At 58.8% G+C, this 24,804-nt stretch carries 18 protein-coding genes, 2 tRNA genes, 3 rRNA genes and 1 pseudogene; 10 read left to right on the top strand and 14 right to left on the bottom strand.

All coding sequences use genetic code 11. From position 1 onward, the window contains the following. The first annotated feature begins 1 nt into the window (after window position 1). Entirely contained in the window at window positions 2-1,411 is a 1,410-nt protein-coding gene (murJ, locus tag AB5I78_RS10330) for a murein biosynthesis integral membrane protein MurJ (RefSeq protein ID WP_242201659.1), read from the top strand. Window positions 1,412-1,433: 22 nt separating this feature from the next. Further along, a complete protein-coding gene (locus AB5I78_RS10325; protein ID WP_262206291.1) occupies window positions 1,434-2,489 on the top strand; it encodes an acyltransferase family protein in 1,056 nt (351 codons plus the stop codon). 107 nt (window positions 2,490-2,596) lie between these two features. On the opposite strand, the gene AB5I78_RS10320 is transcribed toward AB5I78_RS10325, so the two are convergent. From AB5I78_RS10320 to AB5I78_RS10305, 4 genes are all read right to left on the bottom strand, one after another. After that, window positions 2,597-3,175, bottom strand: a complete 579-nt coding sequence (locus AB5I78_RS10320; RefSeq protein ID WP_106580031.1) for a DUF4174 domain-containing protein — start codon at window positions 3,173-3,175, stop codon at window positions 2,597-2,599. Window positions 3,176-3,339: 164 nt separating this feature from the next. Next, window positions 3,340-3,972 (bottom strand): glutathione S-transferase, encoded by a 633-nt coding sequence (locus AB5I78_RS10315; protein ID WP_369303307.1) that lies wholly within the window; start codon window positions 3,970-3,972, stop codon window positions 3,340-3,342. Between the two features lie 13 nt (window positions 3,973-3,985). After that, window positions 3,986-4,564, bottom strand: a complete 579-nt coding sequence (locus AB5I78_RS10310) for a GNAT family N-acetyltransferase (protein ID WP_242201665.1) — start codon at window positions 4,562-4,564, stop codon at window positions 3,986-3,988. Between the two features lie 73 nt (window positions 4,565-4,637). Then, window positions 4,638-6,995, bottom strand: a complete 2,358-nt coding sequence (locus AB5I78_RS10305; RefSeq protein WP_369303306.1) for a DNA polymerase II — start codon at window positions 6,993-6,995, stop codon at window positions 4,638-4,640. Window positions 6,996-7,212: 217 nt separating this feature from the next. On the opposite strand from AB5I78_RS10305, the gene AB5I78_RS10300 reads away from it, so the two are divergent. Further along, window positions 7,213-9,450 (top strand): TonB-dependent receptor, encoded by a 2,238-nt coding sequence (locus AB5I78_RS10300; protein ID WP_369303305.1) that lies wholly within the window; start codon window positions 7,213-7,215, stop codon window positions 9,448-9,450. A gap of 85 nt (window positions 9,451-9,535) precedes the next feature. Next, entirely contained in the window at window positions 9,536-10,123 is a 588-nt protein-coding gene (locus AB5I78_RS10295) for a hypothetical protein (protein WP_369303304.1), read from the top strand. Window positions 10,124-10,162: 39 nt separating this feature from the next. On the opposite strand, the gene AB5I78_RS10290 is transcribed toward AB5I78_RS10295, so the two are convergent. Further along, a complete protein-coding gene (locus AB5I78_RS10290) occupies window positions 10,163-10,630 on the bottom strand; it encodes an SRPBCC family protein (protein ID WP_369303303.1) in 468 nt (155 codons plus the stop codon). 99 nt (window positions 10,631-10,729) lie between these two features. On the opposite strand from AB5I78_RS10290, the gene AB5I78_RS10285 reads away from it, so the two are divergent. Further along, the gene (locus tag AB5I78_RS10285; RefSeq protein WP_369303302.1) at window positions 10,730-11,131 is read left to right on the top strand and encodes a GFA family protein; all 402 of its coding nucleotides are present in this window, start codon (window positions 10,730-10,732) and stop codon (window positions 11,129-11,131) included. Window position 11,132: 1 nt separating this feature from the next. Here AB5I78_RS10285 and mrdA read toward each other — a convergent pair whose 3' ends face one another. The 8 genes from mrdA to AB5I78_RS10245 all read right to left on the bottom strand — a co-directional run bounded on the left by mrdA (window position 11,133) and on the right by AB5I78_RS10245 (window position 19,208). After that, on the bottom strand, window positions 11,133-13,025 hold the full coding sequence (gene mrdA, locus AB5I78_RS10280; protein ID WP_106580023.1) for a penicillin-binding protein 2: 1,893 nt from the start codon (window positions 13,023-13,025) through the stop codon (window positions 11,133-11,135). Between the two features lie 134 nt (window positions 13,026-13,159). Beyond that, entirely contained in the window at window positions 13,160-13,225 is a 66-nt protein-coding gene (locus tag AB5I78_RS10275; protein WP_369303337.1) for a hypothetical protein, read from the bottom strand. After that, a complete protein-coding gene (locus tag AB5I78_RS10270) occupies window positions 13,215-13,607 on the bottom strand; it encodes an aldehyde dehydrogenase family protein (RefSeq protein ID WP_369303301.1) in 393 nt (130 codons plus the stop codon). Before AB5I78_RS10270 ends, AB5I78_RS10275 begins: the two co-directional genes overlap by 11 nt. Before the next feature lie 370 nt (window positions 13,608-13,977). Further along, a 5S ribosomal RNA gene (gene rrf / locus AB5I78_RS10265) occupies window positions 13,978-14,093 on the bottom strand. Between the two features lie 170 nt (window positions 14,094-14,263). Further along, window positions 14,264-17,155: ribosomal RNA gene (locus AB5I78_RS10260) — 23S ribosomal RNA — on the bottom strand. A 251-nt stretch (window positions 17,156-17,406) separates the two neighbouring features. Beyond that, window positions 17,407-17,482 (bottom strand) — tRNA-Ala (locus tag AB5I78_RS10255). Between the two features lie 30 nt (window positions 17,483-17,512). After that, window positions 17,513-17,589 (bottom strand) — tRNA-Ile (locus AB5I78_RS10250). Window positions 17,590-17,671: 82 nt separating this feature from the next. Next, window positions 17,672-19,208 (bottom strand): 16S ribosomal RNA (locus AB5I78_RS10245). The 16S, 23S and 5S rRNA genes sit together here with 2 tRNA genes alongside, the layout of an rRNA operon. A 696-nt stretch (window positions 19,209-19,904) precedes the next feature. Here AB5I78_RS10245 and rhtA point away from each other — a divergent pair. The 5 genes and pseudogenes from rhtA to AB5I78_RS10220 all read left to right on the top strand — a co-directional run. Beyond that, window positions 19,905-20,792, top strand: coding sequence for a threonine/homoserine exporter RhtA (rhtA, locus tag AB5I78_RS10240; protein WP_369302612.1), 888 nt, complete (start codon window positions 19,905-19,907; stop codon window positions 20,790-20,792). Between the two features lie 165 nt (window positions 20,793-20,957). After that, entirely contained in the window at window positions 20,958-21,239 is a 282-nt protein-coding gene (locus tag AB5I78_RS10235; RefSeq protein ID WP_145165923.1) for a hypothetical protein, read from the top strand. 114 nt (window positions 21,240-21,353) lie between these two features. Continuing rightward, window positions 21,354-22,085 (top strand): SDR family oxidoreductase, encoded by a 732-nt coding sequence (locus AB5I78_RS10230; RefSeq protein WP_145165924.1) that lies wholly within the window; start codon window positions 21,354-21,356, stop codon window positions 22,083-22,085. Window positions 22,086-22,121: 36 nt separating this feature from the next. Next, entirely contained in the window at window positions 22,122-22,712 is a 591-nt protein-coding gene (locus AB5I78_RS10225) for a 2-hydroxychromene-2-carboxylate isomerase (protein ID WP_369302613.1), read from the top strand. A gap of 129 nt (window positions 22,713-22,841) precedes the next feature. Further along, window positions 22,842-22,985, top strand: a pseudogene (locus tag AB5I78_RS10220) (LysR family transcriptional regulator); the annotation flags it as partial. A gap of 4 nt (window positions 22,986-22,989) precedes the next feature. Here AB5I78_RS10220 and AB5I78_RS10215 read toward each other — a convergent pair. Beyond that, entirely contained in the window at window positions 22,990-24,798 is a 1,809-nt protein-coding gene (locus AB5I78_RS10215) for an aminopeptidase P family protein (protein WP_369302614.1), read from the bottom strand. Window positions 24,799-24,804 lie beyond the last annotated feature (6 nt).

Genomic DNA, 24,804 nt, shown 5'->3' with positions numbered 1-24,804 from the left:
CATGCTTGGCTCCGCCGTCTGGCTGACGCTTGCGACCCTGCTGGGCCTGTGCCTGGGGTTCGCCCGCGAGTGGCTGCTGGTGGCCGCCTGGGGCGCGGGCGAGCGCAGTGATGCGTTCCTGATCGCGCTGTTTTTGCCGGAGGCGTTGCGCATGTCGTTGGCCGGTGGCGTATTGAGCGCCGCCGCGCTGCCGCTGTACCTGCAACGCAAGGACGACGAGCGTCTGAATTGGCTGGCGGTGCTGTTTCCGGCCTTGATGCTGATTGCGTTGGTCACCAGCCTGCTGCTGACGCTGTTGGCGCCGTGGCTGGTGCAGTTGCTCGGCCCGGGGCTGGCCGCCAGCGCCACCGCACTGGCGGCCAGCAATCTGCAGATCGTTGCCTGGTGCGTGCCGGGTTTGATGCTGCATGCGCTGTTCAGTATTCCGTTGCAGGCCAGCGAACGTTTTGTGCTGGCGGGGCTGGGGTCGCTGCTGTTCAACCTGCCGCCGGTGACGTACCTCGCCGTGGCGGGCACGGCCACCCAACCTCATTCTCTGGCGCTCGCCTGCCTGGCCGGCAGCCTGTTGATGCCGTTGGCGTTGCTGCCCTCGATCTGGCGCCAGGGCTGGCGGCCGTGGCGCTGGCAGCTGAGCTTTACGCCGCTGCGCGAACTGGGCCAGCGCATCGGCCCCCTGCTGTTGAGCAATGGCGCCAGCCAGGGCTTGGCGCTGATCGAGCGACTGGTGGCGTCGCTGCTCGGCGAAGGGGCGGTGACCTGGGTCAACCTCGCCCGCAAGCTGATGAACCTGCCGTTGATCGCGCTGATGAGCCTTAACCAGGTGCTGCTGGGCATGATGAGCCGGCGCCAGGGCGATGAGCGCCTGGCCCTGCTCAAGCGCGGCCTGGAGACCGCCAGCGTGCTGACACTGCCGGCAGGCGTCGGCCTGGTGGCCGCGGCGCCAAGCCTGGTGGCGTTGCTGTTGCCCAAGCAATCGGCGGATTCGCCGCTGCCGTTGTTGCTGGCATGGTTTGCCGTGCCGCTGGTGTTCGGCGCCTGGAACGCCCTGCTCGCACGCTATGCCTACGCGGCTGGCGACACGCGCCAGCCGCTGCGTTGTGAATTGCTCGGCAGCCTGGTCAATGTGCTGCTGCTGGGCGCCCTGCCCTTTGTGTTTGGCCTGGCGGGTATACCGCTGGCCGCGCTGGCCGGGGTGATCTGCACGGCCTTGCTGCTGATGCAGCGCCAGGGGTTGCTCGACGCCCTGGCGTGGGCGCGGCATTGGCTGCTCAGTGCGGTGGTGATGGGCGTGGCAGCGTGGGTGTTGTTTCCAATTCAAGGCGTATGGCTGCAGCTGGGGCTCAGTACCCTGGCGGGCATGGTGATGTTGCTGGGCATGGGGCTGTGGCTGAAGCCGTGGCGCAAGGCGTGAACGACCGATCGGGAATAGTCAGATGAAGCATCGTTGGATTCAGATGGATATCGCCAGGGGCATCGGCATCCTGGTGATCGTGTTTGCCCACAGTTGGTTCGTGGCGACCTCGCCGGACCTGCTGTATCCGATCCTCGCTTCGTTCATCTTGCCGGTGTTCTTTTTCCTCTCTGGCGTGCTCTTCAAACCCGAGCAACCGTTCGTGGAGATGGCGGTGCGCAAGGCTGACGGGCTGCTCAAGCCGTTTTTCTTCACCATGCTGGTGTATGTCATCGTGCGCGCCCTGCTGCGCGGCCAGCCGCTGCTGCCGGATATCGGCGGCGTGCTGTATGCCTCGGTGGACACCATTCCGTGGCAGGCCATGTGGTTCCTGCCGCACTTCTGGGTGGCGATTCTGTTCAGTTGGGTGATGCTGCGGTTGATCCAGCGCCTGAAGCTGTCGTTGTGGGTGACCGGCGTGCTGATCGCGGCGCAACTGCTTCTCGGGGTTTGGCTGCTGCCGTTGTTCTGGCAATTGCCGGTGACGCTCGGCGGTCACCACTGGGTGCTGCCGGGGCTGCCGTTCAGCCTGGATATCACCTTGATCAGCAGCACCTACTTCATCGTCGGCTACCTGGCACGCGATTGGTTGCGTACACATTCGGGATCGTGGCTGACGTGCCTGGTCTCGGTCCTGTTGTTTGCTGCGGTGTTCATTCCCACGTGGGACACCATGGACCTGGCGCAACGTCGCTACGACAGCTGGCTGTGGACCAGCGTGCTGGCGGTGATCGGCGTGTACGGATGCTGGGCACTGGCGCGGGTACTGATGGTGTCGGCCCTGCTCACTCGGGCGATGACCTACATCGGTCAGTCGACCCTGATCCTGTTGATCTTCCATGGCGAAATCCAGCACAAGACTGTCGACCTGCTCGAACGCCTGGGCCTGCATTCGCTTCTGGCGGCGTGTGTGGGCCTGGTGGTGGCGGTGGTGGTGCCGTTGATGATCGGGGAAGTGATCAAGCGGGTGGCGTTCCTGCGGTTTTTCTACTTTCCGTTTCCGGTGCGCAAAGCCGTCAAACCTTCAGAAAACCACTAACCCCTGTGGGAGGGGGTTTGCTCGCGATAGCGGTGGGTCATTCAAAGGTGTTTTGACTGACATTCCGTCATCGCGGGCAAGCCCGCTCCCACAGGGGTTATGTAGGTTCAATCATCAAGTTGTGGCGCGGCGGCCTTGCTGCCGGCTTTTGCGGGCTTGGCCGCTTTTGCGCCTTTGGCGGGCGCGGCGGGTTCTGGCTCTGCAGGCGCGGCAAGCTCTTTTTCAGCCATGGGCATCTGGTCGATGGCGCTGAAGAATTCCTTCAGGTCGAGGGTATCCGGCGGCACGGTTTTTTCGAGTTTCTTCTCGCCGTCCTTGCCGACCAAAATCACTTTGGTGCCACTGCCGGCGCCGAGCTTGAGGGCACGGATCAGCGCGTTGGTTTCAGGCGGAGTGAGCTTTTTGTTGTCCTTGGCGTCCTTGGCAAATTTCTCGCCTTCGGCACCGATGCTGCCGAACTTCACGGTGTAGAACACCATGCTGCGCTCTTCAAAGGACTGCTTGTTGGCAGGCTCATCCAGCTGTTTTTTCAGGTTCGCCAATGCTTCGTTTCCGGAGTCAAGTTCCACCACCACCAGCGGACGCGACTTGCCCAAGTCCTGCTTGAGCGGGTTGATATCATCCGCGGCCAACAGCGGCCCCGTAAAAGCCATCAAGGTAGCCAGGGTCAGCGACCGGATGAGCATGCGCACCTCCTTTGAATTCCATGCAGGGTTCTTGAGTTTCATGTCTGCGACAGTCAATTTCAAGGATGATTCCTACACCTCGTTAAGAAGCGTAGGTCAGGAAGCCTGCTACGCAAGGGGTTGGGCGCGTGCCACGGTGATTGTTTCTTCTGATTGCGGAAACATTAAGAGACGCCCCATTCCGGCCAATGCCGCGCAAACACGGGCGCCACGACAGGGTCGGCATCCACTTGCGCCAACGTCTGGGCAAAGCCGGGCGCCAGGTTGCTCAACACCTCGCGCGCCGCGTCCCAACGCGACACGGCTGCGGCCATGATGCCCAGTGCGTTCGGCACCTGATTGGGGGCGAACAACTGGTCGGCGAACTGCTGGGCGAACACCACCCACGCATGGTGCAGATAGCGCCGCGTGCCGGTGGTCAATTGCGTCTGCGCCGCTTCATCGGCGTTGCCCAGCCAGCGTTGCGGGTAGTCAATGATGCCGATGGCCGAGTAGCAATTGGCAGCGATGTACACCAGGCCGCGCAGGATCTGGGCGCGGTTGCCGGCAAGGAGATCCGAGGCGGGAAACTCCAGGCCCAGGTGGATCAGGGTGGCGGCGCTTTCGGTCAGCACCTGACCATCGGGCGTGACCAGCGTGGGGATTTGTTTGAGCGGGTTGATGCGCGCGAGGGCTTCACTGCCCTCGCCATCTGCCCAGGAACTGGCGTCGATGCGACGCCACGGCACCGCGCAACGTTGCAGGGCGATTTCGATCATGCAGGAGCCGGATTCATCAATGCCGTAAAGCGTGTACATGGGCGTTTGCTCCTTAGCGCAGCAATTTGGCCTGCAAGTTGGCCTTCACCTGCGGCCATTCCGAATCGATGATGCTAAAGCGCACCGAGTTGCGCTTGCGTCCGTCGGGCATGATGCGTTCGTGGCGCACGATGCCTTCTTGTACGGCGCCGAGGCGCAGGATCGCGGCGCGGGATTTTTCGTTGAGTTCGTCGGTGGTGAATTGCACACGTACGCAGTCGAGCACTTCAAAAGCGTAGGTCAGCAGTAGGAGCTTGGCTTCGGTGTTGACGCCGCTTTTTTGTGTGGATTGCGCCAGGAAGGTGTGGCCGATTTCAAGCTTGCGATTCACCCGGTCGACTTTCCAGAACCGCGTGCTGCCGACTACCTGACCCGTGTCGCGACGCACGATCGCGAACGGGATCATGCTGCCGGCCTCACGCCCGGCGAGGGCGACGTTGATGTACGTGTCGACGGTCTCGGGACCCGGCACGTTGGTGACTTTAAGGTTCCACAATTCACCGTCGGCGGCAGCCTGGACCAGCGCGGCGGCATGTTCACGTTGCAAGGGTTGGAGTTCGACCGAGCTGCCGGTCAAAGTGATCTGAGTCATGAAGAGCTGCGCCGTTGGAGGATGGTCGTCAGAGGCCAAGAGTGCAGGCTCTGATCCCATCCAGGCAAGCGTTTTAGAACAGGCCCATCTGCCCGCCGACCAGGGTGCCAAAATCATCGTTCACGAACGGCAGAATCGCGTCGGCCACCGGCTGCAATTGCCGAGTGACGTAGTGGTCGTAGTCGATCGGCGCCTGCCGCACTTCCAGCGGTTCCGGGCCGTTGACGCTGATCACATAGCTGATCCAACCGCCACGCTGGTACTGGCGCGGGCGTCCCAGGCGGTCGTTGTATTCATCTGCCAGGCGGGCGGCGCGCACATGCGGCGGGACGTTGCGCTCGTAGTCGTCCAACTGGCGGCGCAGCCGTTTGCGGTAGATCAGCAGGTCGTCGAGTTCGCCGCTCAGGGTGCGGCGCACGTAGTCACGCACGTAGTCCTGATGGGGCTGGCGGTGGAAGATGCGCTGGTAGAGTTCCTGCTGAAATTGCCGGGCCAGCGGTGACCAGTCGCTGCGCACGGTTTCGAGGCCTTTGTAGACCATGTCTTCGCGGCCATCGGCGTGCACGACCAAGCCGGCGTAACGCTTTTTACTGCCCTCCTCTGCGCCGCGGATGGTCGGCATGAGGAAGCGGCTGAAGTGGGTTTCGTATTGCAGTTCCAAGGCGCTTTGCAGGCCGTATTCGCTGTGCAAATGCGCACGCCACCAGTCGTTGACGTGCTGCACCAGTTGCCGGCCGATGCGGCTGGCGTCATCCGCCGAATGCGCGCTGCCGAGCCAGACGAAGGTGGAGTCGGTGTCGCCGTAGATCACCTCATAGCCCTTGGCCTCAACCAGTTCGCGGGTCTGGCGCATGATCTGGTGCCCGCGCATCGTGATCGAGGACGCCAGGCGCGTGTCGAAGAAGCGGCAACCGCTGGAGCCGAGCACACCGTAGAAGGCGTTCATGATGATTTTCAGCGCCTGGGACAGCGGCGCGTTGTGCTCGCGTTTGGCCGCTTCACGGCCTTCGGAAACACGCGTGACGATGGAGGGCAGGCAGTGCCGGGTTCGCGAGAACCGCGCGCCGCGAAAGCCTTCCACCGACTCACTCGCTTCGGGGTGCTTGAGGCCTTCGATCAGGCCCACCGGGTCGATCAGGAAGCTGCGGATGATCGACGGGTAAAGGCTTTTGTAGTCGAGCACCAACACCGACTCATACAGGCCGGGACGCGAGTCCATGACAAAACCGCCGGGGCTGGCCTGGGGCGGCTTGTCGCCCAGGTTTGGCGCGACAAAGCCCTGGCGGTGCATCAACGGCATGTACAGGTGGGTAAACGCGGCGACCGAGCCGCCGTTGCGGTCGGCCGGCAGCCCGGTGACGCTGGCCCGCTCCAGCAGGAACTTGAGCAACTCGGTCTTCTCGAAAATGCGCGTGACCAGCTCGCAGTCCTTGAGGTTGTAGCGCGCCAGCGCAGGCTTGTCCTCGGCGAACATGCGGTTGATTTCGTCCATGCGCTGGTACGGCGTGGAGATGTCCTTGCCCTCGCCGAGCAAGGTTTGCGCGACGTTCTCCAGACTGAAGGACTCAAAGCTCCAGGTGGCCGAACGCAGGGCTTCAATGCCGTCGATAATCAACCGCCCCGCTGCCGCCGCGAAATAGTGATTGCGGCTGCCGTGTTCGCGCCAAGCCATGGCTTCGCCGCCACGGCCAAGCAGCAGCGGCACGTTGAGGCGCTGGGCATGTTCGTGGAGCACGCGCAGGTCGAACTGCACCACGTTCCAGCCGATGATCGCATCGGGGTCGTAGGTGGCGAGCCATTGGTTGAGGCGCTCGAGCAGTTGCGCGCGGCTGTCGCAATAGTCGAGCTTGAAGTCCACCGCGTCGGTTTTATTCGGCGGGCCGAGCATGTACACCTGGCGCTCGCCGCAGCCTTCGAGGGCGATGGAATAAAGATCGCCCTGGGCGGTGGTTTCGATGTCCAGCGACACCAGTTTCAGCGGCGGGCGGTAGTCGGGTGCGGGTTTCATCTGCGCATCGATCAGCACGTCGTTGGCGTCTGGTGTGCCGCCGAACCACACGGGAGCGGTGATGAAGCGCTCCATCATGTAGCGCTCGGGCGGGCGGACATCGCCTTCGTAGACATCGACGCCGGCGGCGCGCAGGCGTTTTTCCAGGTCTATCAGCTGGCGGTGCTGGCGCGTGTAGAGGCCCAACACCGGACGGTGATGGAAATCACACAGCTGCAGCGGACGCAGTTCGATATCGCGCTCGCCCTGGAGCAACCAGTCGAGCTGTTTGCGATAGGCCTCGGGAATAAACATCACCGAGGTTTGCACGGGTAGGCGCACGCACCGAGGGCCCTGGTCGGTCGCCAGCCAGAAGCTGACCTCCGTACCCGCCGCCGTGTCGCGCCAATGCCGGGTCAGGACAAAACCCTGCTGTAAATCCACCGTGCCGCACCTCAGGAATCGCTTTCAGGGCGTGATTCTACTCGGCATCCGCGTAAACGCGGCACGTTAACGCGCACGCAGACCGCAATCTCACAAATTTGTTGCAGAACATTAATAACAATCACTATCATTCGCACCGGAGTCGTATCCGCGCAGCGAGGAAGCGCAACGTTGTTGCCCTTTTCCTCACATTGACGGTTCGCCGTCAGGATCGACCATGCCCTTCCGTACCCGACTTTGTGTGCCGTTTCGCCCTACCCTGCTCGCCCTTTGCTGCTCCGTGAGCCTTGCTGCTCATGCTGCAACCCCAGTCACCCCGCAGGATGCGAATAACCATCAGGACGGCAACACACTGGAACTGGGTGCCACCAACATCAACGCCGACGCGCCCGCGCCAAACGCGTTACCGCCGGTTTACGCCGGTGGCCAGGTTGCACGCGGCGGGCAACTGGGTGTGCTGGGCAACCAGGACATCATGGACGTGCCATTCAGCATGTCCTCCTACACCGAGAAATTGATTCGCGACCAGCAGGCGCAAACCGTCGGCGATGTGCTGCTCAACGACTCGTCGGTGCGCCAGGCATCGGGCTACGCGAACCAGGCCCAGGCCTTTGTGATTCGCGGCCTGCCGCTCAATGGCGACGACATTTCCTTCAACGGTTTGTACGGCATCCTGCCGCGCCAGATCATGTCCACCGACGCCCTGGAACGGGTTGAAGTGTTCAAGGGGCCCAACGCGTTCATCAACGGTGTAACGCCCGGCGGCTCCGGCATTGGCGGCGGCGTGAACCTGCAGCCCAAGCGCGCCGATGATGTGCCGTTGCGCCGTTTCAGCACCGACATCAGCAGTGATGGCCGGGTGGGTGAACACCTCGACATCGGCCAGCGTTTTGGCGAGGACAACCGCTTTGGTGCGCGGGTAAACCTGTCCCAGCGTGAAGGCGATACGGCCGTTGACGACGAGAACCAGCGCTCAAAACTGTTCTCGGTCGGCCTCGATTACCGCGGCGATGCGCTGCGCCTGTCGGGGGACTTTGTGTATCAGAAGCAGCAAGTGAACGGCGGGCGCAATACGGTGCTGCTCGGCAGTGGGCTGACCCACATCCCCAACGCCCCGTCTGCCGACACCAACTACGCGCCGAACTGGGGCACCACCAGCCTCGAAGACACGTTCGGCATGTTGCGCGGCGAGTACGACCTCAACGACAACTGGACCGCCTACGTTGCCGGCGGTGCCAAGCACACCAACGAACTGGGGCGCTACTCGTCGGTCACCCTGAACGACGCATTGGGCAATGCCACGGTCAGCGGCTCGAACATCGCGCACCAGGAAGACAACACCAGCCTGATGGCCGGCCTGAACGGCAAGTTCCAGACCGGCGCTGTCAGCCACAAGTTGAACCTGGGCCTGACCGGCATCTGGACCCAGACCCGTAACGCCTTCGACTTTGCCGCCGGCAGCCAGCCAACCAATATCTACAGTCCGGCCAGCGTGTCTGCACCGGCCAAAGGCGGTTTCACCTCCGGCAGCGACCTGAACGACCCAGGCATTACCGCCAAGACCTTCGCCCGCAGCGCTGCGGTATCGGACACCTTCGGCTTTATGGATGACCGCCTGCTGTTCACGGCCGGTCTGCGTCGCCAGGAACTGGTGGTTCAAGGCTATGCGTACGGCACCGGCACGCGCACTGCCAATTACGCCAAGGGCATCACCACGCCGGTGTATGGCTTGGTGTTCAAGCCTTGGGACCATGTTTCGCTGTATGCCAACCACATTGAAGGCCTGGCTTCGGGGCCGACCGCTCCGAGCACGTTTGGCAGCGCTACCAGCGTGACCAACGCCAACCAGACCTTCGCACCGGCCCGCTCGAAACAGACCGAAGCAGGCGTCAAGGTTGATATGGGCACCTACGGAGCGACACTGGGCGTGTACCGCATTGAACAGCCGACTCAAGGTTACTCCCAGCTGAATGCGGACGGCACCGCCACCTATGTCTTCCAGGGCGAGCAAGTCAACAAGGGCGTTGAGCTGAACGTCTTCGGTGAACCGGTCAGCGGCCTGCGTCTGCTGGGCGGCGCGACGATTATTCACACTGAAGTCAACGGCACGGCAAACGGCGCCAATGACGGCAACCGTGCGATTGGCGTGCCGTCGTTTCAGCTCAACGCCGGGGTGGATTGGGATGTGCCGGGCCTGCAAGGCGTAAGCGTCAACGGCCGCATGCTGCGCACCGGCGGCCAGTACGCCGATGCAGCGAACAACCTGAGCCTGCCGGCCTGGAATCGCTTCGATGTGGGTGCGCGCTACAACTTCAAGGTGGCGCAGCGTGATGTGACGTTGGGCGCAACCGTGGAGAACGTGGCCAATACCAAGTATTGGGAATCTGCGCTGGGTGGCTATCTGACCCAGGGTGATCCGCGGGTGGCTAAGTTGTCGGCGACGGTGGATTTCTAAAGTTACAACGTGGAGGGTCAGCGAATTTGCGCACCGCTGACTCGCCACTAGACTCAAGGGCTTCTCTCACATGGAAGTCCCTTCAATGAATGTACCCCGCTCCGTGCGCCAGGCCCTTGCTCTGGTCACCCTGGTGTGCGCCGGCAACCTTGCCGCTTATGCCGCCGACATCCCGCTGTCCAAATCCCTTGAAGCCGATGAAGTGACCACCAGGGTGCTGTCGGTCAATGCCGCCACGCACCAGGTGGTGCTGGCAGGTGCCGAAGGTAACCCGGTGCATGTGCAACTCAGTGATGACGCCAAGGACTTGGCCAACCTCAAGGTTGGCGATCAAGTGAAAGTGCTGACCACCCATTCGGTGGCTGCGGTACTCGACACCGACGTGGATAAAAGTGCCCCGGACTCAAGCGAAAGTACCGGCGTGGTGCGTGCCACGGCTGATAACCCGCACCCCGGCGGTGCCGCTTTCCGGCAGATCCAGGTGCAGTTGAAGATTACCCATATCGACCTGAACAAAAACCAGGTGACCCTGGAAAACCCTACCGGTGCGACGAAAGTGCTGAACGTTGAAAAACCGGAGATCCGTGCCGGCCTCAAAGACCTCAAGGTCGGGCAAAGTGTGCTGGTGACCTTCACCGATACCCTGGAAATCACCACAACTCACGAAGGCTGACAGCGACGAACACGGGCATCATCAAGATGCCCGGTTGGGTCAGGCGCGGCGCGCCTGGGCGAGATAGGTTTCGATGTTGTTCATTTGTTCATCCCAGCCACGGGAATTCATCTTGAAGGCCTTCTGGCGTCGGGCCTCGGGCACCGCATCAAACCCGGATTCAACCACCCTCAGCAAAATACCTGGCGCCCGATCTTCGATGGTGAACTCCACCAGGGTAGGCGTTTCGCTGTCGTAGTCGACACCCTCCTCGACCGCATAAGGATGCCACCAGAAGGAAAACAGGGTTTGTGGCAGGACCCTTTCGATTTTGGCCTTCCACACCACATGTTCATAGCCTGGGTAGGTGATGGGGGCTTCGAGGGTTTCCCCGGCAGCAAAGGTTTTACCCTTCAGGGCGATACCGAACCAACTGCCGAATTGCTCGGCATCCGTGAGGGCTTCCCACACCTGTTTACGTGAAGCATTGAGCAGGACTTTTCGTTCGATGCGATCTAATACGTGCATAAGTCACCTCCTCCATTGACAGTAGGCGACATCGACCAATGCGCAACCTTGGCGTGTGCGCGATGATGATGACCCCATCCTTGATCAGGCAATACGTTTATGACTGACCCGTTGAATGGAAGTTGCTTTTGCAAAGCTGTGTGCTACCAAGTGGACAGCCTGGATATGCCTATCAGCCACTGCCACTGCGACAGCTGCCGCAAGGTGCATGCAGCAGCGTTCGTGGCCACGGCCGGGGTGATGCGCGAACATTTCCGCTGGACACGGGGCGAAGCGCTGCTGTCGTCGCTTGAATCTTCGCCGGGCAAATTCAGGCATTTCTGCTCGCGATGCGGCTCACATCTGATGGCTGAGCGTAGGCACCAGCCCCATGTGATTGTGCGAGTGGCGACGCTGGATGATGATCCGGGCGTACGGCCCACCTCGCACATCTGGACGGCCCATGATGTGCCCTGGCTTGCCTATGAAAGCGTAGAGCACTGGGACGAATGGAAGGTTTGACTTAGACGTGTGGATCTCCGGGCGCCTTGGCCGGGGTCGCATACTGCGGCTTTAGATGGCCTTCCTGGTCGAGCAGCCAGGCATCCATGATTTGCCGCACAACAGGGCCTGCCACACGGCCGCCGGCTTCACCGTTTTCGATCATTACCGAGATCACGATTTTCGGATGTTCGGCCGGCGCGAAGCCGACGAACAAAGCATTATCGCGATGGCGTTCCAGGGTTTTGTTCCGGTTGTAACGCTCACCTTGCTTGATCGCAACCACTTGCGCGGTACCACTCTTGCCGGCAATGCGATACTGGGCGCCGACCGCCGCAGCCCGGGCGATACCGCGCGGGTCGTGCATCACCAGTTGCATGCCATGGTTGACCTGTTCCCAATCACGCGGGTCCTTGAGGACCACGTTGGGCATCGGGTTTTCATCCACCGGCGGCACGCCATTGATGGTCTTGGCCAGGTGCGGCCGGTTCCAGACGCCTTTGTTGGCGATCAATGCGGTGGCCTGGGCCAGCTGCAACGGCGTGACTTGCATATAGCCCTGGCCGATGCCGAGAATCACCGTTTCACCCGGGAACCACGGCTGGCGTCGCGTCGCGCGCTTCCACGCCTGGGACGGCATCAGGCCTGCAGATTCCTCGAACATGTCGAGGGAGACTTTCTGCCCCAGCCCGAATTCGGCCAGATAATCGTGCAGACGGTCGATGCCCAGCTTGTGGGCAAGGTCGTAAAAGTAGGTGTCGTTGGAGCGCATGATCGCCGCGTCCATGTCCACCCAGCCGTCGCCGCTGTGGTTCCAGTTGCGGTATTTGTGGTCAAAATCGGGCAGCTGGTAGTAACCGGGGTCGAACACACGGGTTTGTGCGGTGACCACGCCACTGTCGAGACCGGCGATGGCCACTTCCGGCTTGATGGTCGAACCGGGCGCATAAAGCCCGCGCAGCACACGGTTGAACAGCGGCCGGTCGATTGAGTCGTGCAGCGCCGCGTATTCCTTGAAGCTGATACCGGTCACGAACAGGTTAGGGTCAAAGCTCGGCTTGCTGACCATCGCCAGTACTTCGCCGGTTTGTGGATCGAGGGCGACAACCGAACCACGTCGATCGCCTAAGGCTTCTTCCGCCGCCTCCTGGAGTTTGACGTCGAGGCTCAGAACGATGTTTTTGCCGGGGATCGGGTCGGTGTGCTTGAGCACGCGCAGTACGCGGCCTTGCGCATTCGTCTCCACCTCTTCATAACCGACATGGCCGTGCAGTTCGGATTCGTAGAAGCGCTCGATACCGGTCTTGCCGATGGACTGCGTACCTCGGTACTCGACCGAATCAAGGGCTTTGGATTCTTTTTCATTGATTCGACCGACGTAGCCGATCGAGTGGGCAAAATGTGCGCCCAGCGGGTAATGACGGACGAATTGCGGCTCGACATCCACGCCAGGCAAACGGAATTCGTTGACGGCCAGTACGGCGATCTGTTCCTCAGTCAATTCGTAAAACAGCGTCACGGGCACAAAAGGATGACGAGCCTGCTTCAGCGCCTTGTCGAACACCGCACGGTCTTCGGCGGGCAGGTGCAGCAGGTTGACGATGGCATCCAGCTCACCCTTGAGGTCGGTTGTGCGTTCGCGGGTAATCGTCAGGTTGTAGCTGGGACGGTTGTCGGCCAAAACCACACCGTTGCGGTCATAGATCAACCCGCGCGTGGGCGTAATCGGCAGTACGTGGACCCGGTTGTTTTCGGAAATCGTGGAGTGGTAGTCGTACTGCACCACTTGCAGGAAATACATGCGGCCCACCAGAGCGCAGGTGATGCCGATGACCAACAGCGCGCAGGCAAGCAGGCGCTTGTTGACCAGACGGTTTTCTTTTTCGTGATCCTTGATCGGTATCGGTTCAGGCATTTCTACAGCATCTCGTTGAAGAAGGTCGACGCCGCGTCCTGCGGATGAAAAATCAATCCTTGTGAAAATGTGCTGCACCATACCAAAAATGCAGAAACACTTTGCATCGATTTCCCCAACGGCATGCTGTTTTGTCAGGAGAGCACGGATTTAGGCTCCGGAAAGGCCTCCAATCCGAGTGTGCAGTACTCACGGCCTATACCTGATTGTTTGAAGCCGCCGAAGGGCGCTAGCGGCTCGTGGGCCACGGGTATCGATCAACACGCGAACGGCGTCGATGCGCGAAGCCTCTTTGCAGGGCTGAGGACAGAATGTAAGCCTGGAGACCGTAGGGCGATCGTTGGCGATGGTCAGCGCTTCATCCTGGTCATCGTAGGGGATGATCGACAGAACAGGCCCGAAGATCTCCTCACGAGCGATGGTCAGCTGGTTGGCAACGCAACTGAAGACGGTGGGCCTGATCAACCAGCCCGCGTCGATTCCATCAGGCAAACCGGGGCCACCCACCAATAGGTGAGCGCCCTCCTCGATGCCGATCTGAATGTATCGCTGCGCCCGCTGCCACTGCTTGAGGCTGACCATCGGACCGATGCTGGTGGCAGGATATTAGGGCCGCCCGCCCGGATATCGGCGACTTGCTCGGTTACCAGCGCTTCTATCTCATCCAAGCGTTGGGCGGGGATGGGATTGACGGAGTGGAAGCCGCTGCAGACCTGGCTGCGGGGGCGCTGATACGTGTACTTGGAGAGTGGACTCCAACGGTGGCATGTACCGGCTGGATCGAGGGCGCTGATTGAGATGATCAAGGAGCGAGAGTTCTGATACACAAGTTCTGTATCAGAGAGCACGCATTATGGTCGACGCCCATCGGCAGCACGCTTGCACTTACGCTTTTCGACCGCCCAAAACAAAGCCCCTGTTTGCGTTAGCAAACAGGGGCTCTGGAATTTAATCTTGACGATGACCTACTCTCACATGGGGAAACCCCACACTACCATCGGCGATGCATCGTTTCACTGCTGAGTTCGGGATGGGATCAGGTGGTTCCAATGCTCTATGGTCGTCAAGAAATTCGGGTACTGAGTCGTGACCATGTGGCCTCGCTTCAGCAAATTGGGTATGTGACAGCTTTCGGTGTTTTGTGAGATTCGAACTTTCGGTTCATTTCGTCTTCACACACCGCAATCTGGTGCTCTTTCGCTTTTCAGCTTGAAGCAAGCAAATTGCTTGGGTGTTATATGGTCAAGCCTCACGGGCAATTAGTATTGGTTAGCTCAACGCCTCACAGCGCTTACACACCCAACCTATCAACGTCGTAGTCTTCGACGGCCCTTCAGGGAACTCAAGGTTCCAGTGAGATCTCATCTTGAGGCTAGTTTCCCGCTTAGATGCTTTCAGCGGTTATCTATTCCGAACATAGCTACCCGGCAATGCCACTGGCGTGACAACCGGAACACCAGAGGTTCGTCCACTCCGGTCCTCTCGTACTAGGAGCAGCCCCTCTCAAATCTCAAACGTCCACGGCAGATAGGGACCGAACTGTCTCACGACGTTCTAAACCCAGCTCGCGTACCACTTTAAATGGCGAACAGCCATACCCTTGGGACCGGCTTCAGCCCCAGGATGTGATGAGCCGACATCGAGGTGCCAAACACCGCCGTCGATATGAACTCTTGGGCGGTATCAGCCTGTTATCCCCGGAGTACCTTTTATCCGTTGAGCGATGGCCCTTCCATACAGAACCACCGGATCACTAAGACCTACTTTCGTACCTGCTCGACGTGTCTGTCTCGCAGTCAAGCGCGCTTTTGCCTTTATACTCTACGACCGATTTCCGACCGGTCTGAGCGCACCTTCGTACTCCTCCGTTACTCTTTAGGAGGAGACCGCCCCAGTCAAACTACCCACCATACACTGTCCTCGATCCGGATAACGGACCTGAGTTAGAACCTCAAAGTTGCCAGGGTGGTATTTCAAGGTTGGCTCCACGCAGACTGGCGTCCACGCTTCAAAGCCTCCCACCTATCCTACACAAGCAAATTCAAAGTCCAGTGCAAAGCTATAGTAAAGGTTCACGGGGTCTTTCCGTCTAGCCGCGGATACACTGCATCTTCACAGCGATTTCAATTTCACTGAGTCTCGGGTGGAGACAGCGCCGCCATCGTTACGCCATTCGTGCAGGTCGGAACTTACCCGACAAGGAATTTCGCTACCTTAGGACCGTTATAGTTACGGCCGCCGTTTACCGGGGCTTCGATCAAGAGCTTCGCGTTAGCTAACCCCATCAATTAACCTTCCGGCACCGGGCAGGCGTCACACCCTATACGTCCACTTTCGTGTTTGCAGAGTGCTGTGTTTTTAATAAACAGTCGCAGCGGCCTGGTATCTTCGACCGGCATGAGCTTACGGAGCAAGTCCTTCACCCTCACCGGCGCACCTTCTCCCGAAGTTACGGTGCCATTTTGCCTAGTTCCTTCACCCGAGTTCTCTCAAGCGCCTTGGTATTCTCTACCCAACCACCTGTGTCGGTTTGGGGTACGGTTCCTGGTTACCTGAAGCTTAGAAGCTTTTCTTGGAAGCATGGCATCAACCACTTCGTTAACTAAAAGTTAACTCGTCATCAGCTCTCGGCCTTAAGATCCCGGATTTACCTAAGATCTCAGCCTACCACCTTAAACTTGGACAACCAACGCCAAGCTGGCCTAGCCTTCTCCGTCCCTCCATCGCAATAACCAGAAGTACAGGAATATTAACCTGTTTTCCATCGACTACGCTTTTCAGCCTCGCCTTAGGGACCGACTAACCCTGCGTCGATTAACGTTGCGCAGGAAACCTTGGTCTTTCGGCGTGGGTGTTTTTCACACCCATTGTCGTTACTCATGTCAGCATTCGCACTTCTGATACCTCCAGCAAGCTTCTCAACTCACCTTCACAGGCTTACAGAACGCTCCTCTACCGCATCACTTACGTGATACCCGTAGCTTCGGTGTATGGTTTGAGCCCCGTTACATCTTCCGCGCAGGCCGACTCGACTAGTGAGCTATTACGCTTTCTTTAAAGGGTGGCTGCTTCTAAGCCAACCTCCTAGCTGTCTAAGCCTTCCCACATCGTTTCCCACTTAACCATAACTTTGGGACCTTAGCTGACGGTCTGGGTTGTTTCCCTTTTCACGACGGACGTTAGCACCCGCCGTGTGTCTCCCATGCTCGGCACTTGTAGGTATTCGGAGTTTGCATCGGTTTGGTAAGTCGGGATGACCCCCTAGCCGAAACAGTGCTCTACCCCCTACAGTGATACATGAGGCGCTACCTAAATAGCTTTCGAGGAGAACCAGCTATCTCCGAGCTTGATTAGCCTTTCACTCCGATCCACAGGTCATCCGCTAACTTTTCAACGGTAGTCGGTTCGGTCCTCCAGTTAGTGTTACCCAACCTTCAACCTGCCCATGGATAGATCGCCCGGTTTCGGGTCTATTCCCAGCGACTAGACGCCCTATTAAGACTCGCTTTCGCTACGCCTCCCCTATTCGGTTAAGCTCGCCACTGAAAATAAGTCGCTGACCCATTATACAAAAGGTACGCAGTCACAGAACAAAGTCTGCTCCCACTGCTTGTACGCATACGGTTTCAGGATCTATTTCACTCCCCTCTCCGGGGTTCTTTTCGCCTTTCCCTCACGGTACTAGTTCACTATCGGTCAGTCAGTAGTATTTAGCCTTGGAGGATGGTCCCCCCATATTCAGACAAAGTTTCTCGTGCTCCGTCCTACTCGATTTCATGACTAAGAGATTTTCGCGTACAGGGCTATCACCCACTATGGCCGCACTTTCCAGAGCGTTCCGCTAATCTCAAAGCCACTTAAGGGCTAGTCCCCGTTCGCTCGCCACTACTAAGGGAATCTCGGTTGATTTCTTTTCCTCAGGGTACTTAGATGTTTCAGTTCCCCTGGTTCGCCCCTTACACCTATGTATTCAGTGTAAGGTAACCATCTTATGATGGCTGGGTTCCCCCATTCAGACATCTCCGGATCAAAGTCTGTTTGCCGACTCCCCGAAGCTTTTCGCAGGCTACCACGTCTTTCATCGCCTCTGACTGCCAAGGCATCCACCGTATGCGCTTCTTCACTTGACCATATAACCCCAAGCAATCTGGTTATACTGTGAAGACAACATTCGCCGAAAATTCGATAATACTCAATTACGAGTAACTCACAAATTTTACCTTAGCCTGATCCGTTACCAGTGAAAGTAACGTTCAGTCTATCTTTCTATCACATACCCAAATTTTTAAAGAACGATCTAATCAAAGACTAGAAATCAACATTCACCATCACCTGGATGGAATGCTCATTTCTAAGCTTTCAAAACTTTCAGAAGCAGTAGTGGTGGAGCCAAACGGGATCGAACCGTTGACCTCCTGCGTGCAAGGCAGGCGCTCTCCCAGCTGAGCTATGGCCCCGTATTTCTACAGGCGTTTCCCACACAAAATTGGTGGGTCTGGGCAGATTCGAACTGCCGACCTCACCCTTATCAGGGGTGCGCTCTAACCAACTGAGCTACAGACCCAATTTCGGGCTGCTTCTTATCGTCTTCTTCAATGAATCAAGCAATTCGTGTGGGAACTTATGGAGCAGCTGATGTCGTCGATTAAGGAGGTGATCCAGCCGCAGGTTCCCCTACGGCTACCTTGTTACGACTTCACCCCAGTCATGAATCACACCGTGGTAACCGTCCTCCCGAAGGTTAGACTAGCTACTTCTGGTGCAACCCACTCCCATGGTGTGACGGGCGGTGTGTACAAGGCCCGGGAACGTATTCACCGCGACATTCTGATTCGCGATTACTAGCGATTCCGACTTCACGCAGTCGAGTTGCAGACTGCGATCCGGACTACGATCGGTTTTATGGGATTAGCTCCACCTCGCGGCTTGGCAACCCTCTGTACCGACCATTGTAGCACGTGTGTAGCCCAGGCCGTAAGGGCCATGATGACTTGACGTCATCCCCACCTTCCTCCGGTTTGTCACCGGCAGTCTCCTTAGAGTGCCCACCATTACGTGCTGGTAACTAAGGACAAGGGTTGCGCTCGTTACGGGACTTAACCCAACATCTCACGACACGAGCTGACGACAGCCATGCAGCACCTGTCTCAATGTTCCCGAAGGCACCAATCTATCTCTAGAAAGTTCATTGGATGTCAAGGCCTGGTAAGGTTCTTCGCGTTGCTTCGAATTAAACCACATGCTCCACCGCTTGTGCGGGCCCCCGTCAATTCATTTGAGTTTTAACCTTGCGGCCGTACTCCCCAGGCGGTCAACTTAATGCGTTAGCTGCGCCACTAAAAGCTCAAGGCTTCCAACGGCTAGTTGACATCGTTTACGGCGTGGACTACCAGGGTATCTAATCCTGTTTGCTCCCCACGCTTTCGCACCTCAGTGTCAGTATTAGTCCAGGTGGTCGCCTTCGCCACTGGTGTTCCTTCCTATATCTACGCATTTCACCGCTACACAGGAAATTCCACCACCCTCTACCATACTCTAGTCAGTCAGTTTTGAATGCAGTTCCCAGGTTGAGCCCGGGGATTTCACATCCAACTTAACAAACCACCTACGCGCGCTTTACGCCCAGTAATTCCGATTAACGCTTGCACCCTCTGTATTACCGCGGCTGCTGGCACAGAGTTAGCCGGTGCTTATTCTGTCGGTAACGTCAAAACACTAACGTATTAGGTTAATGCCCTTCCTCCCAACTTAAAGTGCTTTACAATCCGAAGACCTTCTTCACACACGCGGCATGGCTGGATCAGGCTTTCGCCCATTGTCCAATATTCCCCACTGCTGCCTCCCGTAGGAGTCTGGACCGTGTCTCAGTTCCAGTGTGACTGATCATCCTCTCAGACCAGTTACGGATCGTCGCCTTGGTGAGCCATTACCTCACCAACTAGCTAATCCGACCTAGGCTCATCTGATAGCGCAAGGCCCGAAGGTCCCCTGCTTTCTCCCGTAGGACGTATGCGGTATTAGCGTCCGTTTCCGAACGTTATCCCCCACTACCAGGCAGATTCCTAGGCATTACTCACCCGTCCGCCGCTCTCAAGAGAAGCAAGCTTCTCTCTACCGCTCGACTTGCATGTGTTAGGCCTGCCGCCAGCGTTCAATCTGAGCCATGATCAAACTCTTCAGTTCAAACATCTTTGGGTTTTTAAGAAACCCTAAACTTGGCTCAGCAATCGTTGGTTACATCTTTGATTTCTCGCGGAGTAACTTGTGATGCTGATAATCTTGTTGACTATCAGTCTGACTCCACAAGCACCCACACGAATTGCTTGATTCAGTTGTTAAAGAGCGGTTGGTTAAGATCTTTCGTCTCAACCGAGGCGCGCATTCTACAGCAGCCTCATTTGCTGTCAAGTGATTATTTTCAGAAGTTTTCGAAGATTTCTTCAACAACTTCAACCACTTGCGCTTCCGATCTCTCGTTAGCGGGAGGCGAATTCTACAGCGTTACACGCTGCTGTCAACACCTCTTTTTCTGCTTTCGACCGAGAGGATCGAAACGTTAATAGAGCCAAACAACACTGCCCTACCAACTCCTTCTGGGCTTCGATGAACTGAAGCAACTCGCTGTCGAATCTCGCGTAACTCTTTGTTTACCAAGGAGTTTTCCGTTTCGACTGCGCCGGAAGTGGGGCGAATTATAGACTTCCAGAATCTGCCGTCAACCCTTAATTTGGATTTTCTATCAAACTCCCCGAAAACCTAACGACACCTTTTATATAGAGGGCCAAAATCCAGCAACTGAGCAATATATTGCTCAAAGCTCACCAGTTGAGCATCATATGCCCCCTGCCTCTCCACCACGACTTTGGACAAACACCCCCAATGACCACCCCACCCCGCAGCCTGGCATCGGCACTGTTCCCGGTCGGCCTGCTATTAATAGCCATGGCGTCCATCCAGTCCGGCGCCTCGCTGGCCAAAAGCATGTTTCCCATTGTCGGCGCCCAGGGCACGACCACCCTGCGGCTGATATTTGCCAGTGTGATCATGCTGCTTCTATTACGCCCATGGCGCGCCCAGCTCACGGCCAAGTCCCTGCGTACCGTCGTCATTTATGGCATGGCACTGGGTGGCATGAATTTCCTCTTCTATATGTCCTTGCGCACAGTGCCCCTGGGCATCGCAGTAGCGCTGGAATTCACAGGCCCGCTCGCCGTTGCGATCTACGCTTCGCGCCGGGCGGTGGACTTTCTATGGATCGGCCTCGCGATCGCCGGCCTTCTACTGCTCATACCCATAGGCGAAGCCAGCAGCGGTATCGATCTGACGGGCGCAGCCTATGCCCTCGGCGCGGGTATCTGCTGGGCGCTCTACATTCTGTTTGGCCAAAAAGCCGGCAACGACAATGGCGTCCAGACCGCAGCACTCGGCGTAATGATTGCTGCCTTGTTTGTCGCGCCGATTGGCATCGTCCACGCAGGCGCCGCGCTGCTGACCCCAGCACTGATCCCCGTCGCCCTGGCTGTCGCCATCTTGTCCACGGCCCTGCCCTATACCCTGGAAATGGTCGCACTCACCCGCCTTCCTGCCCGCACCTTCGGCACCCTGATGAGCATCGAGCCTGCATTCGGCGCGCTTTCCGGGCTGTTCTTCCTGCAAGAGCACTTGTCGCTGGCACAGTGGCTGGCCATCACCTGCATTATCCTGGCCTCTGTAGGCGCTACGCTGACGATGCGCAATGAATCCAAACCGCTGGTGCCGGCCGATTGATCGCTATCTAAGGTAGCTCTGGTATTTGCCGCTTATTTAGGCCATGTTTAGGCCGTAAATGAATGTCTTTCATGGAGAATTTCGACAAGGACAGCTGAACGCTACAATCGAGAGCGAGTGAAGCCTGCATCGAGCCTTTTTGCGAAGCGGCTATTAAGGATAGTGATGAAAAGAATATTGATACTGTTCATGGTCGTGGGCATTGCGGGCTGTGCTGCGACCACCAAGACAGAAGTGAAACGGGGCAAAAAAGGGCTGCATATCAACTGTTCGGGGCTGTCCTCCTCCTGGGACCAGTGCTACACCAGCGCAGCCAATTCATGCGGTGCCAAGGGCTACCGGGTTATCGCCAAGTCCGGTGACAACTCCGAGGAGCCTGGAGACTACCCCTTCGGCCTCAACCCTGCCGGCTACACCAGTCGCAGCATGATCGTCATCTGTAAGTGAGCACCCGAGCAGTCTTCATCCGACTGCTCCTCTTTTCTGAAAATCTGATCTCGACCCGGCCCTTTGCGACGCTGCGGCTACACTCCTGCTCGACTATCGAGCAACGGAGTTCCCATGACAGAAAACAACAAAATCGTATTGGTAGTGGGTGCCGGTGATGCCACCGGCGGCGCCATTGCCAAGCGCTTCGCGCGCGAAGGCTACGTGGCCTGCGTCACCCGCCGCAGCGCAGACAAACTGCAGCCCTTGGTCGACAGCATCCAGGCGGCCGGTGGCCAAGCCCACGGCTTTGCCTGTGATGCACGCAAGGAAGACGAGGTCATCGCGCTGATCGAACAGATCGAAAGCGAGTTGGGCCCGATCGAAGCGTTCGTCTTCAATATCGGCGCCAACGTGCCTTGCAGCATCCTTGAAGAAACCGCGCGCAAGTACTTCAAGATCTGGGAGATGGCCTGCTTCTCCGGCTTCCTGAATGCACGCGAAGTGGCCAAGCGCATGGTCACCCGCAACCGCGGCACCATCCTGTTCACCGGCGCTACCGCAGGCTTGCGCGGCGCCGCGGGTTTCGCTGCGTTTGCCGGCGCCAAGCACGGCATCCGCGCACTCGCACAAAGCATGGCGCGAGAGCTGGGCCCCAGGAACATCCATGTGGCCCACGTAGTGGTCGACGGCGCCATCGACACCGACTTCATTCGCGACAACTTCCCGCAAAAATACGCCCTGAAGGATCAGGACGGCATCCTCAACCCCGAACACATCGCCGACAACTATTGGTACCTGCACAGCCAACCACGCGACGCCTGGACCTTCGAACTGGACCTGCGCCCCTGGAATGAACCCTGGTAAGCACGCCTCCACAACAATAAGCAGCGAGCATCGACCATGAGTAAAACCCTGGAATTCTTCTTTGACCTAGGCAGTCCCGCCACGTACCTGGCCTACACCCAACTGCCTGCCCTGTGCGCCGCAACCGGCGCGACCCTGGTGTACCAGCCGATGTTGCTCGGAGGCGTGTTCAAAGCCACTGGCAATGCATCCCCCATCAGCGTCCCGGCCAAGGGCCGTTACATGTTTAATGACCTGGCGCGGTATGCCCAACGCTACAACGTGACGCTCAAGTTCAACCCGCACTTCCCCATCAATACCCTGATGCTGATGCGCGCAGTGACCGGCATGCAGCGTCACCAGCCCGAGCGCTTCCAAGGCTTCATCGACTGCCTGTTCCACGCCCTCTGGGTCGAAGGTCGGAATATGAGCGATCCCGCTGTCGTGGCCGCGGTGTTGACCGAAGCCGGTTTCAACCCGGAAGAAGTGCTGGCCCTGGCCAATGACGAAAGCGTGAAAGCCGCCCTCAAGGACAACACGGAACAGGCCGTTCAGCGCGGCGTGTTTGGCGCGCCCAGCATGTTTGTAGGCAACCAGCTGTTCTTCGGTCAGGACCGTCTGGAATTTGTGCGCGAAGCCCTCAGCTAATCGCTATCGCCAATCGCCCCTAAGCGCCGCTTGCGAGCAAATCGTAAGCGGCGTTTGCCGTCTGCAGGTCGAATTGATGCGGGTCCATGATCGGCTTGAGCTTGCCCGCATCGATCAACCTGGCCGCGTCGGCCAGTATCGGTGTTGCAGGACTACACCCCGCCGTCACTGCCCATCTACGCGGTCTCGGCGCCCAATCGCCGCCAGTCGGCCCGGGTCAAGGCGTTCGTCGACTATATGGCCGAGGCCCTGGCCCAGGAGCCCGAACTGTAACCGATCAAATCGCCGCTGTACGCACCTGCAACCATTCCAGCGCAGCGCCGCTGAGCAGCGGGCTAAGCCGCTCGCGCACCTCGGCGTGGTAGGCGTTGAACCACTCGCGCTCGTCCGCCGTCAGCAGCGACGGCACCAGGCAACGGGTGTCGATCGGGCACAGGGTCAGGGTTTCGAACTTGAGAAACTCACCGAACTCGGTCTTGCCCGCTTCACGGTTCAACACCAGGTTCTCGATGCGCACGCCCCAACGGCCTGGGCGATAAGTGCCCGGCTCAATCGAGGTAATCATCCCAGGCTGCATCGCCGTTTGCGGTGCAGTGGCGGCCTGGTAGGCAATCACTTGCGGGCCCTCATGCACATTCAGGAAATAGCCTACACCGTGACCCGTGCCGTGGCCGTAGTCCACGCCTTCGGCCCAGATCGGCGCACGCGCAATGGCGTCCAGCAGCGGCGACAGAATGCCCTTGGGAAACTGCGCACGCGACAAGGCAATCACGCCCTTGAGCACTCGCGTGCAGTCACGCTTCTGCTCTTCGCTCGGCGTGCCGATCGGCACCATCCGCGTGATGTCCGTGGTGCCGCCCAGGTACTGGCCGCCCGAATCGATCAGCAGCAAGCCATCGCCTTCGATCAGCGCGTGTTCTTCTTCAGTGGCGTGGTAGTGCGGCATCGCGCCATTGGCGTTGAAGGCCGCGATGGTGTTGAAACTCAACGACACATAACCGGGGCGACGGGTACGCGCGGCCGTCAGGTGTTCATCAATAGTCAGTTCGGTAATGCGCTCACGGCCCAGCGCACTGTCCAGCCAGGCGAAGAATTCGCACAACGCCGCACCGTCCTGCTCCATGGCTTGGCGGATATGCTCGGCGTCGGCCAGGCTCTTGCGCGACTTGGCCAGCGTGGTCGGGTTCAGCCCTTCGACCAGCTTGACGCCGGCATCGAGGTTTTCCAGCAAACCGGCCGTCACCCGCGCCGGGTCAACATGCAAGCTCGCGCCCGACGGCACAGCCCGCAGCGCATCCGCCACTTCGCTGTAGTCGCGCAGGGTCACACCCTCGTGCTCCAGCACCGCGCGTAACTCGGCATCGACCTTGCTCAGCGCCACAAACAAGGTGGCCTGCTGCTGATTGATCAAGGCAAACGACACAAACACCGGGTTGAACGACACATCGCCGCCACGCAGGTTGAACAGCCAGGCGATGTCATCCAGGGTGGCGATGAAGTGCCAGTCGGCACCCTTCTCTTTCAGGCTGGCACGCAGCGCGGCGAGCTTCTCGCCGCGGCTGACTGTCGCCTGCGGCGGCAGGTGTTGATAGATCGGCTGGTTCGGCAATGCCGGGCGGTCCTGCCAGACTTCGTTGAGCACATCGATATCGGTACGCAGGCGCGCGCCGCGCTCTGCCAGCTTGCCGCCCAGGGTACGCGCCGAGGCCACGGCCATGACCGCGCCATCCACCGCCACCACGCCGCCTTCGGGGGTTTGCTCGGCCAGCCATTCCAGCGGGCCCGGCTGGCCGGGCTGCAACTTCACCAGCTCGATGCCGCTGCCCTTGAGTTCCTTGGTCGCCTGTTCCCAGTAACGGCTATCGGCCCAGACACCGGCGAAATCTGCAGTGACAATCAGCGTGCCCACCGAACCATGAAACCCCGACAGCCATTGCCGCCCCTGCCAGTAACCCGGCAAGTACTCGGACAAGTGCGGGTCGGCCGACGGTACCAACAGGGCGTGGATGCCCTCGCGGCGCATCAGTTCACGGGTGTGCGCCAGGCGCTGGGGAACCGTTCCATGGGTCAAAGGCTGCGTACTCATTGTGTC

This window comes from Pseudomonas sp. N2-3-1-14, from assembly GCF_041228395.1.
GTDB lineage: Bacteria > Pseudomonadota > Gammaproteobacteria > Pseudomonadales > Pseudomonadaceae > Aquipseudomonas.
This window is presented reverse-complemented; position numbering and strand designations above follow the sequence as displayed.